The 14,916-nt window shown below is 41.4% G+C and carries 20 protein-coding genes and 1 other annotated feature; all 20 genes read left to right on the top strand.

From position 1 onward, the window contains the following. Positions 1 to 9 precede the first annotated feature (9 nt). The 20 genes from gvpQ to B4U37_RS17260 all read left to right on the top strand — a co-directional run bounded on the left by gvpQ (position 10) and on the right by B4U37_RS17260 (position 14,514). Complete coding sequence (gvpQ, locus tag B4U37_RS17350; RefSeq protein ID WP_088019258.1) at positions 10 to 459, top strand: gas vesicle protein GvpQ; 450 nt, start codon at positions 10 to 12, stop codon at positions 457 to 459. 26 nt (positions 460 to 485) lie between these two features. Next, on the top strand, positions 486 to 746 hold the full coding sequence (gene gvpA, locus B4U37_RS17345) for a gas vesicle structural protein GvpA (protein ID WP_010195314.1): 261 nt from the start codon (positions 486 to 488) through the stop codon (positions 744 to 746). Positions 747 to 816: 70 nt separating this feature from the next. Continuing rightward, positions 817 to 1,083: a gas vesicle protein GvpO gene (gene gvpO / locus B4U37_RS17340; RefSeq protein WP_010195316.1), complete on the top strand. Its 267-nt coding sequence runs from the start codon at positions 817 to 819 to the stop codon at positions 1,081 to 1,083. Between the two features lie 25 nt (positions 1,084 to 1,108). Continuing rightward, complete coding sequence (gvpN, locus tag B4U37_RS17335) at positions 1,109 to 2,023, top strand: gas vesicle protein GvpN (RefSeq protein WP_088019257.1); 915 nt, start codon at positions 1,109 to 1,111, stop codon at positions 2,021 to 2,023. 17 nt (positions 2,024 to 2,040) lie between these two features. After that, the gene (locus B4U37_RS17330) at positions 2,041 to 2,808 is read left to right on the top strand and encodes a GvpL/GvpF family gas vesicle protein (protein ID WP_088019256.1); all 768 of its coding nucleotides are present in this window, start codon (positions 2,041 to 2,043) and stop codon (positions 2,806 to 2,808) included. Next, entirely contained in the window at positions 2,809 to 3,063 is a 255-nt protein-coding gene (locus B4U37_RS17325) for a gas vesicle protein GvpG (protein WP_063559820.1), read from the top strand. A gap of 10 nt (positions 3,064 to 3,073) precedes the next feature. Beyond that, positions 3,074 to 3,880: a GvpL/GvpF family gas vesicle protein gene (locus tag B4U37_RS17320; RefSeq protein ID WP_010195333.1), complete on the top strand. Its 807-nt coding sequence runs from the start codon at positions 3,074 to 3,076 to the stop codon at positions 3,878 to 3,880. A 16-nt stretch (positions 3,881 to 3,896) separates the two neighbouring features. Then, positions 3,897 to 4,172 (top strand): gas vesicle protein, encoded by a 276-nt coding sequence (locus tag B4U37_RS17315; RefSeq protein WP_010195335.1) that lies wholly within the window; start codon positions 3,897 to 3,899, stop codon positions 4,170 to 4,172. Then, positions 4,138 to 4,422 carry a gas vesicle protein K gene (locus tag B4U37_RS17310; protein ID WP_088019255.1) on the top strand — a complete coding sequence of 95 codons (285 nt, stop codon included), beginning with the start codon at positions 4,138 to 4,140 and terminating at the stop codon, positions 4,420 to 4,422. Before B4U37_RS17315 ends, B4U37_RS17310 begins: the two co-directional genes overlap by 35 nt. Positions 4,423 to 4,477: 55 nt before the next feature. Next, complete coding sequence (locus tag B4U37_RS17305; protein WP_010195339.1) at positions 4,478 to 4,810, top strand: gas vesicle protein; 333 nt, start codon at positions 4,478 to 4,480, stop codon at positions 4,808 to 4,810. 15 nt (positions 4,811 to 4,825) lie between these two features. Continuing rightward, a complete protein-coding gene (gene gvpT, locus B4U37_RS22080; protein WP_157663822.1) occupies positions 4,826 to 5,617 on the top strand; it encodes a YtxH domain-containing protein in 792 nt (263 codons plus the stop codon). A 21-nt stretch (positions 5,618 to 5,638) separates the two neighbouring features. Further along, positions 5,639 to 6,328 carry a gas vesicle accessory protein GvpU gene (gene gvpU / locus B4U37_RS22465; protein WP_010195343.1) on the top strand — a complete coding sequence of 230 codons (690 nt, stop codon included), beginning with the start codon at positions 5,639 to 5,641 and terminating at the stop codon, positions 6,326 to 6,328. Between the two features lie 57 nt (positions 6,329 to 6,385). Next, the gene (gvpU, locus tag B4U37_RS17290; protein ID WP_088019254.1) at positions 6,386 to 6,781 is read left to right on the top strand and encodes a gas vesicle accessory protein GvpU; all 396 of its coding nucleotides are present in this window, start codon (positions 6,386 to 6,388) and stop codon (positions 6,779 to 6,781) included. A gap of 160 nt (positions 6,782 to 6,941) precedes the next feature. Next, positions 6,942 to 8,312 (top strand): sigma-54 interaction domain-containing protein, encoded by a 1,371-nt coding sequence (locus B4U37_RS17285; RefSeq protein ID WP_088019253.1) that lies wholly within the window; start codon positions 6,942 to 6,944, stop codon positions 8,310 to 8,312. A 246-nt stretch (positions 8,313 to 8,558) separates the two neighbouring features. Further along, positions 8,559 to 9,881 carry a GntP family permease gene (locus tag B4U37_RS17280; RefSeq protein ID WP_088019252.1) on the top strand — a complete coding sequence of 441 codons (1,323 nt, stop codon included), beginning with the start codon at positions 8,559 to 8,561 and terminating at the stop codon, positions 9,879 to 9,881. Between the two features lie 29 nt (positions 9,882 to 9,910). After that, entirely contained in the window at positions 9,911 to 10,687 is a 777-nt protein-coding gene (locus B4U37_RS17275) for a 3-hydroxybutyrate dehydrogenase (RefSeq protein ID WP_088019251.1), read from the top strand. 195 nt (positions 10,688 to 10,882) lie between these two features. Next, the gene (locus B4U37_RS17270; RefSeq protein WP_088019250.1) at positions 10,883 to 11,065 is read left to right on the top strand and encodes a hypothetical protein; all 183 of its coding nucleotides are present in this window, start codon (positions 10,883 to 10,885) and stop codon (positions 11,063 to 11,065) included. Between the two features lie 51 nt (positions 11,066 to 11,116). After that, the gene (locus B4U37_RS22280) at positions 11,117 to 11,260 is read left to right on the top strand and encodes a hypothetical protein (protein WP_198317043.1); all 144 of its coding nucleotides are present in this window, start codon (positions 11,117 to 11,119) and stop codon (positions 11,258 to 11,260) included. A 107-nt stretch (positions 11,261 to 11,367) separates the two neighbouring features. Next, positions 11,368 to 11,616 (top strand) — a binding site (T-box leader). A 51-nt stretch (positions 11,617 to 11,667) separates the two neighbouring features. Beyond that, a complete protein-coding gene (gene leuS, locus B4U37_RS17265) occupies positions 11,668 to 14,085 on the top strand; it encodes a leucine--tRNA ligase (RefSeq protein WP_088019249.1) in 2,418 nt (805 codons plus the stop codon). Between the two features lie 123 nt (positions 14,086 to 14,208). After that, positions 14,209 to 14,514 carry a rhodanese-like domain-containing protein gene (locus B4U37_RS17260; protein WP_010195361.1) on the top strand — a complete coding sequence of 102 codons (306 nt, stop codon included), beginning with the start codon at positions 14,209 to 14,211 and terminating at the stop codon, positions 14,512 to 14,514. Positions 14,515 to 14,916: the final 402 nt, after the last annotated feature.

Genomic DNA, 14,916 nt, shown 5'->3' with positions numbered 1-14,916 from the left:
GGTAATTGGATGGGAAAAGAGATTAAAAAGACTTTAGGCAAGGCGGCAAAGAAGGTGTTTGAACACACTCCGGAGCCGATTAAAGATGAAATCAAAGATAAGGTCAAGGAAAAAGCGAAAGAGAAATTTGTGGACAGTGTGCAAGATAAAGCGGAGGAAGCAACGGAAAACCTCCAGGAGACAACAGAAGAGAATGCTGAGAAATTTCATGATAAAGCAGAAGAAGGAAAAGAAAAAGCACAGGAAGCATTACTTTCAGTCCGTGACAAGATAAGTAAAGTTGTCGAAGCGGGAGAGGATTTCCAAGAAAAGATATCCTCGACAAATGATGATGGCGATGACCGCAAAATCAAAGGTGTGAAGAGCATCAAGGGTTATACGGATATGAAAGGTGCCAGCAATATAAAAAGCTCAACAAAAATAAAATCCTCAAATGACATTAAGACAATGGGATCTTGATGACTGAATGAAAGGAGAAATGATGTATGTCCGTTCAAAAAAGTACAGATAGTTCAAGTTTAGCAGAGGTTATTGACCGTATTTTGGATAAAGGGATTGTAATTGATGCCTTTGTAAGGGTCTCTGTGGTAGGAATTGAAATTTTAACAGTAGAGGCAAGAGTCGTAATTGCAAGTGTTGACACATGGTTGCGATACGCTGAAGCGGTTGGATTACTTCGGGATGAAGTAGAAGAAAACGGGCTACCTGAACAACAGAATGAACGCAGCCCGCGCTTTAGTATTTAGAAATTAGAATGGGAAGCAACCAAGGGGATCTCCACTTGGTCCTTCCCTTCTATTTATGCAGGAGGTCCATATGGAAATTAAAAAGATCATGGGGAATGTAGCCGATTTCTTCAATGAATTTGTCGCACCCCTTCATAAAATCACCTCAGTTGAAGAAAGTGACAACGAGGGATGGAAACTGACAGTAGAAGTAATAGAAGAAAAGGAATATATGAAAAAGTATGCAAAAGATGAAATGTTAGGTATATATGACGTCCATCTTAATAAAGACAAAGAAGTCACTTCTTATAAAAGGCGTGATATCAGGTATAGAAGTTCCATTAAACATGAGGCATAGCACGTGGTGAGTAGGAGGGAATGGAGTGACGGTTTTAAAAGAAAAAATAAAGAAAGATTCAAGGGCATTAATCCAAGATTCTGAGACGAAGGATTTACTTTCTCGCTCACTGCAATATTTAAAGGCCGGATATCCTATTCATTTTACTGGCCCTTCTGGTGCAGGTAAAACTTCCATGGCACTCGCTCTTGCAAAAAAGAGGAAAAAGCCTGTTATGCTCATACACGGAAATCATGAGTTGAACAATAAGGATCTAATAGGTGACTTTACAGGGTACACAAGTAAAAAAGTGGTAGATAACTATATCCGTTCCGTCTATAAGAAAGATGAAAGTATAACAGAAACTTGGAGGGACGGTCGGTTGTTGGAAGCTGTGAAAAACGGTTACACGCTTGTGTACGATGAGTTTACCAGGTCTCAACCAACAACGAATAATATCTTCCTATCCATATTGGAGGAAGGTGTTCTTCCATTGTATGGATCAAAGCTGACAGAACCCTTTGTACCGGTTCATCCGGATTTTGCCGTAATCTTTACAAGCAACCCTGATGAATATGCAGGTGTTTTTCATACACAGGATGCCCTGTTGGACCGATTGATTACCATCCATGTCGATTATAAAGAGGTGGATAGGGAAGCAAAGATCGTTTCACAAAAAGTCGACATAAAAGAGGAAAAAGCGAAAGCCATCACGGCTCTAGTTGCAGACCTCCGTAAAGGGTGTAAAAAGAACGGTCCCAGTTTACGTGCTTCCCTGATGATTGCCAAATTGGCAACAGAGGGAGATATTCCAGTAGACGGGGATAACGAAGATTTCAAGCGGCTTTGCAAGGATATACTCGGACATCAATTAAGCAGATGTCTAGATGGCGAACAGCCGCTGAAAGAAGCAGAGGAAATGATTTTAAGGGCCTGTGAAAATATGAAGGTCACTGAGTAATAAAGGAGAGTCTTATGATGAGTCAAGAAGAAAAAATGGGTATTTATATCATTTGTGGAATTCAAACAGAAAAGGAAGAGGAATTTGGTCCAATCGAATTGGAAGGGGAGAAAAGAGAACTCTTTACTATTTCATATAAAGACTCTGCAATGGTAGCTGCAGAAGTTCCAATGAAAATCTACCATCCAAATAAAGAAAACCTGATGATGCATCAACAAGCAATCTCCCTTGTGATGAAACAAAATGATACTGTCATTCCTGTAAGCTTCGGTAATGTTTTTCATTCAAGAGAAGATGTAGCGGTCCTGCTTGAAAACTTGTATCCTCAATTCGAAAAACTTTTCCCGGCTATCAAAGGGAAAATTGAATTGGGCTTAAAAGTAATTGGCAAAAAAGAATGGCTGGAAGAACTGGCTGGCGGAAATGAAAAAATGGAAAAAATGGCTGAGAAGGTTCGAGGGAAATCCGAAGCAGCAAGCTACTATGAGCGAATCCAATTAGGAGAGGCTGCTCAAAAACTATTCCTTTCCCTGCAAGAAGAGATGCAAGCTGAAATCTTCCAACCATTAAAGGATACAGCAGAAGCCTCTAAAATGAATGACCCTATTGGGGAGAAAATGTTGCTAAACGCCTCTTTTCTTATTGATAGGGATAAAGAAGAAGAGTTTGATCAGAAAGTAAATGAAGCTCATGAAAAGTGGAAGGATAAGGTCGATTTTAATTACAGTGGTCCATGGCCGGCTTACAACTTTGTCAATATCAGATTGACAGTTGAGGATGCTTAAATGCTCCACAAAATTGTAGCTGCACCTATCAATCTTGTCATTAAAATCGGCGAGAAAGTGAAAGAGGAAGCGGACAAAGAACTGTATGACCTTCCAACCATTCAAAAAAAGCTTATTCAATTGCAGATGATGTACGAACTTGGTGAAATTCCGGATGAAGCATACAAAGAGAAAGAAGCAGAACTGTTGCACCGTTACGAAGTAGCCAAGAATTTGGAAATGGAACAATGGGAGCATTTGACCAAAAAGAAGTGAGGGTTAGAGTATGGGGGAATTAATTTATTTATATGGGCTCATCCCATCTAATGAATCAGTAAGCCAGCCTGTTCCATCCATAAAAGGTTTTGATGGAAAAGGTGATATATACACCATATCAATAGGGGAAATAACCGCTATTGTATGTTCACTGGATGCAAATGAGTATTCAGAGGAAATCATTAAAGAGAATATCAATAGTGATATGGAATGGTTGCAAGAAAAGGCATTTCATCATCATGAGACAGTAATGGCATTATCCAAATTATATACTGTAATTCCTTTAAAGTTTTGTACGTTATATAAAAATGAAACTAGTTTAACAGATACTGTGCAGCAAAATCATTCCAAGATGACAGACACCTTTGCGCTTCTAGAAGGCAATGAAGAATGGAATCTTAAAATATATTGCAATGATGAACTATTAAAGAAGCAAGTAAGCCAGAACAATCCTGCAATAGAGCAGCGTAGAGAAGAAATCAGTCAACTATCTAAAGGGAAACAATTTTTCGAAAAGAAAAAACTTGATAAATTAATTGATGATGAAGTCGAGAACGAAAAGGATCGTGTGAGTGAAAGAATTCATACACATCTTAAGGATTTTGTTTTGCAAGGGAATGTAAAGAGGAATTGGAGCAAAGATGTGACAGGCAGGAAAGAAAACATGACCTGGAACAGCGTCTATCTTATCTCTTCCTCAAAAGTGGAACAGTTTTTGGAAGAAATCCAGCAATTTGAAAAGAAAATGGGGGATATGGGCTGGCAGTTTGAACCGACTGGGCCATGGCCCGCTTATCACTTTTCAAGCTTTTCATAAGTGAGGATGACTAATTATGTCCCATAGAGATTCGATAGAAAACAAGGATATAGCTCTAATAGATATTCTAGACGTCATACTTGATAAAGGTGTGGCAATAAAAGCGGATTTGGTCATTTCCATAGCGGGTGTCGATCTTGTTTATTTGGATCTTCGTGTCCTGATTGCATCCGTAGAATCCCTGGTTCAGGCACAGCAGGGAAATGGCAAGACAGTATCTTCCGTAGAATTTGATCAACAAAGGGAGGGATTAATACATGCAACCGGCCAACCCGACAAGTGGACGAATTAATTTAGATCCTGATAAAGCGGAACATGGATTAGCTCAACTCGTCCTGACTGTGGTGGAGCTGCTGAGGCAAATCGTGGAACGGCATGCAATGAGACGTGTGGAAGGCGGAACCTTGACCGATGAGCAGATTGAAGATCTTGGCGAAGCTTTAATGAACTTGGAAGAAAAGATGGAAGAACTAAAAGACATATTCGGCCTTGATGCAGACGACTTGAATCTGGACCTAGGACCTTTAGGAAGCTTACTTTAATTGATTATTTTCAGGAAGCTTGCCTTCATTCATTACCCTAAGGAGGGTTCATATAATGGCAGTTCAAACGACTGGACAATCAAGTACGATAGTGGATGTACTTGAGAAAATATTAGATAAAGGTGTTGTAATTGCAGGTGACATCACAGTAGGTATCGCAGATGTGGAGCTGTTGACCATCAAGATACGCCTCATTGTCGCCTCTGTTGATAAAGCGAAAGAGATTGGCATGGATTGGTGGGAGACGGATCCTTACCTAAGCTCCAAAGCGGTGGATAACAACACCAAAGCATTGGAAGAGGAAAATAAAATGTTACAGGAGAGACTTGAATCTCTCGAAAGAAAACTAGATTCAAACCGAATAAATTCAACGGAATTCAACTACTAATAGGAGGTTTTTAACATGGCAGAAAACAAAACAAACACTACAGAAAATCAAACAGAGGAACAAAATAAGAATAAGGAAGAAACTTCATTTACAGGTCCAATTACTCGTTCCATTGCAGGAGGAATCATCGGGGCAACAGTCGGCTATTTAGCTACTCCGGAGAACGGTAAAAAGTTAATGGATAGCATCGATACAGAGGCTCTTAAAACAAAGAGTTCCAGTTTTGGAGAAACAGCCAAGGAAAAATCCAAGAAAGCTTTTGAATCTATTAAAGGTTCAACAAAAGGTTTATTTAATAAAGAAAAGGAAGAAACAAGTGAAGATGAGTCTGAAAATGAAGCTTCCAATGAAGATGCTTCAAGTGAACAAGAGGTTGCTGCAACAAAAGAATCTACCAAGGACTCCACAAATGAAGATTACGAATCCTTGAAAGAAGAAAATAAAAATCTTACCGATCGATTAGGCAAGTTGGAGGAAATGCTGACTAAACTAACGGAAGAAAAAGAAGCTGACAGTAGTTCCGAAGAAGACAGCGAAGAAGAAAAAGATGATGATAGCGAAGAAGACAGCAAAGAGGAAAAAGAAGAGGATGGAGAAGAAGACAACGTAGAAGATAGCGAGGAAGAATCAGAGGAAGACAACGAGGAAGAAACAGAGGACGAAGAGGAAGACGATAGTAATGATGAAAAGGGAAAGAAAAGTAAAACTAAAAAGAAGCGTTCTACAGCTAAAAAGTCTTCTAAGAAGAAAAAAGATGAAGAAAGCAATGACACCACTCTTTCCAGTGATGACGATACTTCATCTTAATAAATGAAGGGAGCTTTTAACATGAGTAAAGAGCAGACATCAGGGAAAGACAATATTCTTGCTTTCCTTGTCCAGGCAACGAACAAGCACGATGTATCCATTGATATCACATTAAATGTAAATGGTGCCATTGTTACAGGAACTATTCTGTCAGCCAAGGACTATTTTGTTAGATTGAGCGAAACTTTTGAGGATGGCAGCGAGGTTGCTCAACAACTTAGTGAAAAGTTTGCTCAAGCAGGAGAATCCATTGATTCAGAAGATGGTGTGGAAGCAAGCTTCATCCATCTTAAAGATGCAAAAGTACTTTGTGGGAGCAATAAATCGACACCTTCCAAGGGGGAAGCTCTTTGGAGAGGGGCACTTAGTGATATTAACGGTTTCTATTTAGATAAAATCCCGGATAGCGCAGAAGATGATGAGGAAGAATCAGACAATGGCGATTACCAATCATTGAAAGAGAAGAATAGTAAACTGACAGACCGAATCGGAAAATTAGAAGAGATGATAGCGAAACTTAGCCCTGATAATAAAAATGAGGATAAGTCTGAAGATGAGACAGAATCCGATGAAAAACAGGATTCAAGCGAAGATACATCCAATGATGATGAAGAGAAAGAAAAGAGTCAGAAAAAACGTTCAGGGACTAAATCTGGTTCTGCCAAAACCAAAAAGAAAGCTTCTGCTAAAAAGACAGCCAAATCCGAATAAGGCAAGACGTATAAAATAGTTCGGCTTTCTTTTCTGTTGATGAAAGGAGTAGTGTAAATGAGTAATGAGCTTGGTGCCAGAAAAGACAGTATTTTAGAGTTTTTTGTGCAAGCAGCCAATAGTTATGATTTTTCCCTGGATATTAGCTTGAATGTAAACGGTGCTGTTATATCAGGTACTCTTATATCAGCTAAAGATTATTTCGAAACAATGAGTGAGACCTTTGAAGATGGAAATGAAATAGCCCAAAAGATAAGTGAACAACTTGCAGCTACAGGAGAAAGCTTTGAATCTAATAAAGGTGCCGAAGCAAATTTCATCCATTTGAAAAATACAAAGGTTTATTGTGGAGATAGTAAACCCACTCCCTCAGAAGGGAAGCTTCTCTGGAGAGGGAAATTAAGCGATGTGGATGGGTTTTTCTTAGGAAGGATATCAGATAGTGCTTCTTAAACTATATATAATTTGGTCCGAAAAAGCAGCTGTCAGTAGAAATCATTCCGACAGCTGCTTTTTAGTTTGTAAAAATGTACTATAGATGTTTATGTAATCGCTCTCATAACTGTCAGACTTTTGTGATATATTTAGTTTAGTTATGCAGGAGGGGTATAGGATGGGAGTAAAGGATAGCTTACTAACAGAAGAAATGATGGATACTATCATTGCAAATGCGTTTGAGTGGATAGTGGTAGTCAATCATGAGGGAAATATAATCTATATGAATGATAGTTATTGCGAGTTTATTGGGGTGGATAATAAAGAGGTGATCGGCAAGCATGTGACGGAAGTGATAGAGAATACTCGTATGCATGAAGTGGTGAAGGCGGGGAAGGAAGAGTTGGCCGATCTCCAATATATCAAAGGGAATTATATGATTGCTAACCGTGTGCCGATCTTTAATAAAAACGGGGAAGTGATAGGTGCTTACGGAACGGTCATTTTCCGGGATACGAGTGAATGGGACAAGATGAACAGTCATGTCAAAAGCATGCTTGGACGGATCAGAAACTATCTGCAGGAGTATGAGCAACAGACCGGAGTGAAATACACGCTTGAAGACATTATTGGAAACTCTAAGCTCATCAAATTATTGAAAGACAAGGTAAAACAGATTGCTGCCAGTGATGTTTCCATCCTGATCAGGGGGGAGAGTGGAACAGGGAAGGAATTATTTGCACACAGCATTCACCAATTAAGCAACCGCAGTCAGATGCCTTTTATCAAGTTGAATTGTGCGGCTATACCTGAACATCTCCTTGAATCCGAATTGTTTGGGTACGAAGAAGGGGCATTTACAGGGGCAAAAAAAGGCGGGAAAAAAGGAAAATTCATGCTTGCCGATGGAGGGACATTATTTCTGGATGAAATTGGAGACATGTCTTTGCCGATGCAAATTAAGCTGTTGCGTGCTTTGCAGGAAGGGGAAGTGGAACCGGTCGGTGCGATAAAGCCGATACAGGTGAACGTTCGTGTCATTGCGGCGACCAACCGACCGCTAGAGAAAATGATGGAAGAAAAGCGATTCAGGGATGATCTCTATTATCGCATTCATGTTATTCCTTTTCAGATTCCCTCGCTAAGAGAGAGGACAGAAGATATTTCGCTACTTGTCGAACATTTTATTCAGAAGATCTGTAAGCGGACAGGCAGGAGGATTACATCTGTAACAGAGGATGCCCTTGATGTATTGTCGCGCTACCGTTGGCCAGGGAATATAAGGGAACTCGAGAATGTCATCCAAGCCGCCGTTCATTTATCCACAGGTGAAAAGCTGACAGTGGAAGTGCTTCCTGACTACATGAGGGATTCCTATTCGATTCCAATTGGCTCCAAATCATTGAAGGAAACGTTAGAGGATGCAGAAAAACAGGCCATTATTCAAACATTGGAAAAGTACCAAAATGATAAATTAGTGACAGCAAAACAACTAGGCATCAGTAAATCAAGTCTTTATGAAAAGTTAAAAAAGCACAAAATACAATAGCTAAACAAGCTACAGAGTCCAGATATCCGGAAAATGTTCCAGATATCTGGACTCCTTTGTTTTAAGGCAGTTCTTCTGTTTTTGTCCAGATTCGCGGAAAACCCTTTTGTTCAAAATATTGAAACAATTAAACTTGCAAGTTGGCACGCTTCTTGCATTAATAAATGCGGAACGTAAAAATTATTGGTAAAAAGCTTAAGGTGTTTTGTAAGCGTTTACCAAAGGAAGAAAAAGGGGGAAAGAAAAATGTTGAGCATGATTGGTCTTATCGGTGGTTTGGCATTATTAATTTTTTTAACGATGAGGGGAATGAACCTGCTAGTAGTTGGTCCATTATCCGCACTATTTGTAGCTCTTTTCAGTGGAATGCCGCTATTTCCACAACTGGTCGCTGAAGGGGAAGTAAACTTTGTCAGCAGTTATATGGGCGGCTTTTCGTCCTTTGTAACTTCCTGGTACCTAATGTTCTTACTTGGTGCCATTTTTGGAAAAGTAATGGAGGATAGCGGTGCGGCAGATTCCGTTTCCAGATTGGTTGTGAATAAACTGGGTATGAAATTCGCTGTTCTGGCTATTGTAGCAGCTTGTGCCATTTTAACTTACGGGGGAGTAAGCTTGTTCGTTGTTGCATTCTCCGTTTATCCGATGGCAATCAGCTTGTTCAAACAGGCTAACCTGCCACGCCGCTTCATTCCGGCAGCACTGGCATTTGGTTCTGTAACCTTTACGATGACTTCTGCAGGATCTCCGGAGATTCAGAACTGGATTCCTATTGAATATCTGGGCACAAGTCCATATGCAGGAGCGGAAGTAAGTGCACTAGTTGCCGTGTTTATGATGATTTTCGGTTACTGGTGGTTGAAGCGTATGATTTCAAAGGCAGTGGGACGCGGAGAGACGTTCGTTTCTAGAGATAGCGATCCTACGATCGATGGCGAAAGACCATTGCCAAACCCATTTTTGAGTTTTATTCCACTAGTAGTGGTACTAGTAATCTCGTATATTTTCCATGATGATTTGAAGCAATCTGCGCTAATTATCGCATTATTGGGAGGTATCATCACAACTTATGTACTCGGAAGAAAATACTTCAAGAACTTCTGGAATGCTATTTCAGAAGGGACAATGGGTGCTTTGATTGCTATCGGTAACACAGCGGCGGTTGTTGGATTCGGCGGAGTTGCCAAGGCGGTACCTGCATTCGGCACGGTTGTTGAGGCTATGACCAACATTCCGGGCAGCCCGCTTATCGGAGCGGCAATTGCAGTCAGCGTCATCGCAGGTATGACGGGATCTGCTTCTGGCGGCCAGGTTATCGCCTTGCCATTGATTGCCCCACATTACATGGACATGGGCGTCAATCCTGAAGCGCTTCATCGTACCGTTGCCATTTCTTCCGGTGCGCTCGATTCCTTGCCACATAACGGATATGTTGTAACAACCGTCCGGGCAATCTGTGGAGAAACGCATCAGGCGGCATATGGGCCGGTTGCAGCAGTGACGGTCATCGTTCCACTGATTGGGTTGGCAATTGCTATCGCATTGTTCTCTATGGGACTAGGAATCTAATATTTTTTTCCTGAAAGGAGTTTAAAGCAGTGGTTAAAGATAAAGTTGTACTCATCACGGGAGCAGCCCAAGGAATAGGATACGAAATAGGAAAACAATTTGCCGAAGCAGGTGCAAAAGTCGTGCTAACGGATTTGCACGAAGAGAATGTTGTCGAGGCGGGAGAAGGATTGAATCGCCTTGGATTGACTGCCAGGGGGCTAAAGTGTGATGTAACGTCAGAGGAGGAATTGAAATCTGCGATTGATGCCACGGTTTCTGAATTCGGTAGATTGGATGTCTTAATTAATAATGCAGGTCTGCAGTATGTCTCCATGTTGGAGGACTTCCCGACTGAAAAATTTGAGCTTCTTACCCGGGTGATGCTCGTAGCTCCTTTTGTCGCGACAAAGCATGCCTTTCCAGTAATGAAAGCCCAAGGTTTCGGAAGGATTTTGAATATGGCTTCCATCAATGGCTTGGTGGGATTTGCCGGCAAAGCGGCATATAACAGTGCGAAACACGGAGTGATCGGGTTGACGAAGGTCTCAGCCTTAGAGGGAGCTGCAGATGGAATCACCGTCAATGCACTTTGTCCTGGCTACGTGGATACCCCGCTTGTCCGCGGACAGCTGAAAGATCTGGCAGAAACCAGGAAGGTTCCTTTGGAAAAGGTGTTGGAAGAAGTCATCTATCCATTGGTTCCGCAACGTAGACTATTGCAAGTAACAGAAATTGCCGACTATGCGATGTTTTTAAGCAGCGATGCAGCTAGGGGCGTGACAGGTCAGGCAGTAGTTATTGATGGTGGATATACGGTGCAATAATGTGTGGAAAAGTGGAGTCTCAGGTTATCGCTCTTTTAAGGAAGAGTGGACCTGGGCTTTTTTGTTCCATATTTAAATTAAATGTCGAAAGTTAAATCAATTATTTTTGATTTAATGTGTTGCATATTTTTTCCTCTGGACATATAATGAAATTAATTAATCAATAAAATTTGATGCAAGAGAGGAGGAGAAAACATGAATACACATCCTTATACCCTTACAAAATTAAACGAACAAAGATTAGAGAGCTTACAATATGACAGTCGATTGGGATTGGCTTCAAAAGGCAGAAGAATAAACATCATCAACTATCTGCAAAACTTGTATAACCAAGTTGCTAGACAAAATCAGAGTCAACAATGCTGTACACAAAACTAGTTTTTGGACTATTAATCAAAAAAAATTGATTTTGAAAAAGGAGGAAAAGTTATGTTTTCATTTTTAAAGAAGAAAGAAGCGGGCTGTTGTGGAATAGAAATCATAGAGGTAAAGGAAAATCAGGCATGTTGTGATGAAGTTGAAACAGAGGATTGCTGCATTGAAAGACAGAACGAAAAGCAATCTTGCTGCTAAAGCAACTGTACAATTGAATACTTTTCCGGAAAACGTTCATAATGATTAGTGAAAATACCCCTTGCAGTTTTTAAGCAAATTCATTACAATACAAACTAACAACTAAAACTTATACGTTGAAAAGGATCAGTAGTGGACGAAACGAGCATAGAGAGTTGACGGGTGGTGGAAGTCAACAAACGATCGGACATGAACTCGCCTTGGAGTAGCAAGTGTGAACCCTTCATTTTAGAAGGCAGTAATATTTCGCCGTATCATCCGCGTTAAGGATTCGAGTGATTATCACAATTATACTGTGATAATAATCTGGGTGGTACCGCGGTAGGTTAAGTATATTCAAACCTCTCGTCCCTTTATTGGGATGAGGGGTTTTTTGTATTTATTTGAGTTAACAGGAGGAAGAAAAAATGTCATTTCAACATCAGTCCATTGAACAAAAATGGCAAAAGTATTGGGAAGAAAACAAAACATTCAAAACACATGAAGAAAAAGGGAAAGAAAAATTCTACGCACTAGACATGTTCCCTTACCCATCCGGCGCAGGCTTGCACGTAGGTCACCCGGAAGGTTACACAGCAACAGATATCCTTTCCCGCATGAAGCGTATGCAAGGACAAAACGTCCTTCATCCAATGGGTTGGGATGCATTCGGTCTACCAGCAGAGCAATATGCGTTGGATACAGGAAACGACCCGGCAGAATTCACGGAACAAAACATCAACACATTCCGCAGACAAATCAAGTCTCTAGGCTTCTCCTATGACTGGGATCGCGAAGTAAACACAACAGATCCTGAGTACTATAAGTGGACACAATGGATCTTTTTAAAACTTTACGAAAAAGGCTTGGCATATGTGGATGAAGTTCCTGTAAACTGGTGTCCTGCTCTTGGGACGGTTTTAGCGAATGAAGAAGTAATCGACGGAAAATCCGAGCGTGGGGGTCATCCCGTAGAACGCCGTCCGATGAGACAATGGATCCTTAGAATCACAGAATACGCGGATCGCTTGTTGGAAGACCTGAACGAATTGGATTGGCCGGAAAGCTTAAAGGATATGCAACGCAACTGGATCGGTCGTTCAGAAGGTGCGAATGTACATTTCAGCATCGACGGAACAGATGAGAACTTCACTGTTTTCACGACTCGTCCAGACACACTTTTCGGTGCAACATATGCAGTGTTGGCTCCTGAGCATCCGTTAGTGAAAAAAATTACAACGGATGAACAACGTGACGCAGTTGAAGCATATATCACAAAAGTTCAAAGCAAAAGCGACCTTGAGCGTACGGAACTTTCCAAAGAGAAATCCGGTGAGTTTACAGGTGCATTTGCAGTAAACCCAGCAAACGGCGAGAAATTGCCAATCTGGATTGCCGACTACGTATTAATGAGCTACGGAACTGGTGCCATCATGGCAGTACCTGCACATGATGAGCGCGACTGGGAATTTGCAACAAAATTTGATCTTCCAATTGTAGAAGTGGTTGCAGGTGGCGATGTGTCTAAAGAAGCCTACACAGGTGACGGTGAGCACGTTAACTCCGATTTCTTGAACGGTCTTGGAAAAGAAGAAGCAATCGCCAACATGATTGAATGGTTAGCTGCCAATGAAAAAGGCGAAAAGAAAGTATCCTACCGCCTTCGTGACTGGTTGTTCAGCCGCCAGCGCTACTGGGGCGAGCCGATTCCAATCATCCATTGGGAAGATGGCACGACCACAGCGGTTCCGGAAGATCAGCTTCCACTTGTATTACCAAAAACAACGGAAATTCGTCCATCCGGTACAGGCGAATCCCCACTTGCTGCCATTGAGGACTGGGTAAATGTCGTAGACCCTGAAACAGGTAAAAAAGGCCGCCGTGAAACAAACACGATGCCGCAATGGGGCGGAAGCTGCTGGTACTACTTGCGCTATATCGATCCGAAAAACAGCGAACAGCTTGCAGATCCTGAAAAACTAAAAGAATGGTTGCCGGTTGACATCTACATCGGTGGAGCAGAGCACGCCGTACTTCACTTACTATACGCACGCTTCTGGCACAAATTCTTATACGATATCGGTGTGGTACCAACGAAAGAGCCATTCCAAAAACTTTTCAACCAAGGAATGATCCTTGGGGAAAACAACGAAAAAATGAGTAAATCCAAAGGAAATGTCGTAAACCCTGACCACATCGTGGAATCCCATGGTGCCGACACCCTTCGTCTATACGAAATGTTCATGGGACCACTTGAAGCGTCCATCGCCTGGTCCACCAACGGACTAGACGGATCCCGCCGCTTCTTGGATCGCGTTTGGAGATTGTTTGTAGAAGAAAACGGAAAACTAAGCTCCAAAGTGGCCGAAGTAACAGAGGAAGATACACTTGAGAAAACATATCATGCTACTGTTAAAAAAGTGACAGAAGACTACGAAGGCCTACGTTTCAACACGGCTATCTCTCAAATGATGGTCTTCATCAACGAAGCTTACAAAGCTGACACCATCGCAAAAGACTACGTGGAAGGCTTCGTTAAAATGCTTTCCCCAGTCTGCCCGCATATCGCTGAGGAGCTTTGGGAGAAACTAGGCAACGAAGGAACCATCACATACGCTGCTTGGCCAACATTCGATGAATCCAAACTAGTCGAAGATGAAGTCGAAATCGTTGTCCAAGTGAATGGTAAACTAAAAGCGAAACTTTACGTCCCATCTGACGCTACCCGCGAAAAAATGGAAGAAATCGCCCTTGCTGATGACGCTGTAAAAGAAAGCATCGAAGGCAAGACAGTACGCAAGGTCATCGCTGTACCAGGTAAACTTGTGAACATTGTAGCGAACTAAGTGTAGCAAGGAAAATTAGCATTTGATTGCAAGACTGCCGACGTCCTAATTGGCAGTCTTGTTTTCTTTTTGTTAAAATAGAGGTAATTAGTTTTACACTACATAGAAACGAGGTTTTCACACATGTCTGAAATCCAAACAATATCCACTGATGAATTGAAAAAGAAACTTGACGCTGGCGAAGAACTTTATCTAGTCGACGTTCGCGAAGACGAAGAAATCGAAATGGGCAAAATCAAACAAGCAGAACACATCCGCATGGGCGATATCCCAGAAAACCTGGACAAACTAGACAAAGACAAAGAATACATCGTTATCTGCCGCTCCGGACGCCGTAGCGAAAACGTCTGCCACTACCTGCAAGACCAAGGCTACAAAGTCCGCAACATGGTCGGCGGCATGCTAGAGTGGGAAGGCGAAACAGAATAATATAAGTGTGACCACTGACCAGTGGGCGAGAAATGGGCCGCTGGTTGGTGGTTTTTGTTTTTTTGAAAGTTGGTAACTGGGGTTTGGTTTGGATCTTGGCACTTTTCGAAAATAGGTAATTGGGGTTAAGGGTTGGGGTTTTTCCAAAAGTGGGTAATTGAGGGGTGCTGCTATTAATAGCTGCCTAAGGAGTGAGTTACTAATCGTGGCGAAACAAATTTAAAGCTCAAATAAGGAAATAGTCAAAAAACAAGCTGAATTAGTCAAAAAAACCCTCCAATTATACGAAAAATTCCTCCAATTAGTCAAAAAACCTCTTCAAATTATCAAGAATCCATATTGTGTAAGAGGGTCCCCCATATTATTTAATAAAAAGAGGAAATTTCCTAAAAGATTTTTTGC

Origin of the sequence: Sutcliffiella horikoshii (genome assembly GCF_002157855.1) — a bacterium.
Taxonomy (GTDB): Bacteria; Bacillota; Bacilli; order Bacillales; family Bacillaceae_I; genus Sutcliffiella_A; species Sutcliffiella_A horikoshii_C.
The sequence above is the reverse complement of the archived record's forward strand: the minus strand, read 5'-3'. Positions and strand labels throughout refer to the sequence as shown.

Excerpts from the sequence above, each read along its gene's own strand:
- gvpQ (WP_088019258.1), top strand. The coding sequence starts at position 10 with ATGGGAAAAGAGATTAAAAAGACTTTAGGCAAGGCGGCAAAGAAGGTG.
- gvpA (WP_010195314.1), top strand. The coding sequence starts at position 486 with ATGTCCGTTCAAAAAAGTACAGATAGTTCAAGTTTAGCAGAGGTTATT.
- gvpO (WP_010195316.1), top strand. The coding sequence starts at position 817 with ATGGAAATTAAAAAGATCATGGGGAATGTAGCCGATTTCTTCAATGAA.
- B4U37_RS17330 (WP_088019256.1), top strand. The coding sequence starts at position 2,041 with ATGAGTCAAGAAGAAAAAATGGGTATTTATATCATTTGTGGAATTCAA.
- B4U37_RS17325 (WP_063559820.1), top strand. The coding sequence starts at position 2,809 with ATGCTCCACAAAATTGTAGCTGCACCTATCAATCTTGTCATTAAAATC.
- B4U37_RS17320 (WP_010195333.1), top strand. The coding sequence starts at position 3,074 with ATGGGGGAATTAATTTATTTATATGGGCTCATCCCATCTAATGAATCA.
- B4U37_RS17315 (WP_010195335.1), top strand. The coding sequence starts at position 3,897 with ATGTCCCATAGAGATTCGATAGAAAACAAGGATATAGCTCTAATAGAT.
- B4U37_RS17310 (WP_088019255.1), top strand. The coding sequence starts at position 4,138 with ATGCAACCGGCCAACCCGACAAGTGGACGAATTAATTTAGATCCTGAT.
- B4U37_RS17305 (WP_010195339.1), top strand. The coding sequence starts at position 4,478 with ATGGCAGTTCAAACGACTGGACAATCAAGTACGATAGTGGATGTACTT.
- gvpT (WP_157663822.1), top strand. The coding sequence starts at position 4,826 with ATGGCAGAAAACAAAACAAACACTACAGAAAATCAAACAGAGGAACAA.
- gvpU (WP_010195343.1), top strand. The coding sequence starts at position 5,639 with ATGAGTAAAGAGCAGACATCAGGGAAAGACAATATTCTTGCTTTCCTT.
- gvpU (WP_088019254.1), top strand. The coding sequence starts at position 6,386 with ATGAGTAATGAGCTTGGTGCCAGAAAAGACAGTATTTTAGAGTTTTTT.
- B4U37_RS17285 (WP_088019253.1), top strand. The coding sequence starts at position 6,942 with ATGGGAGTAAAGGATAGCTTACTAACAGAAGAAATGATGGATACTATC.
- B4U37_RS17280 (WP_088019252.1), top strand. The coding sequence starts at position 8,559 with ATGTTGAGCATGATTGGTCTTATCGGTGGTTTGGCATTATTAATTTTT.
- B4U37_RS17270 (WP_088019250.1), top strand. The coding sequence starts at position 10,883 with ATGAATACACATCCTTATACCCTTACAAAATTAAACGAACAAAGATTA.
- B4U37_RS22280 (WP_198317043.1), top strand. The coding sequence starts at position 11,117 with ATGTTTTCATTTTTAAAGAAGAAAGAAGCGGGCTGTTGTGGAATAGAA.
- leuS (WP_088019249.1), top strand. The coding sequence starts at position 11,668 with ATGTCATTTCAACATCAGTCCATTGAACAAAAATGGCAAAAGTATTGG.
- B4U37_RS17260 (WP_010195361.1), top strand. The coding sequence starts at position 14,209 with ATGTCTGAAATCCAAACAATATCCACTGATGAATTGAAAAAGAAACTT.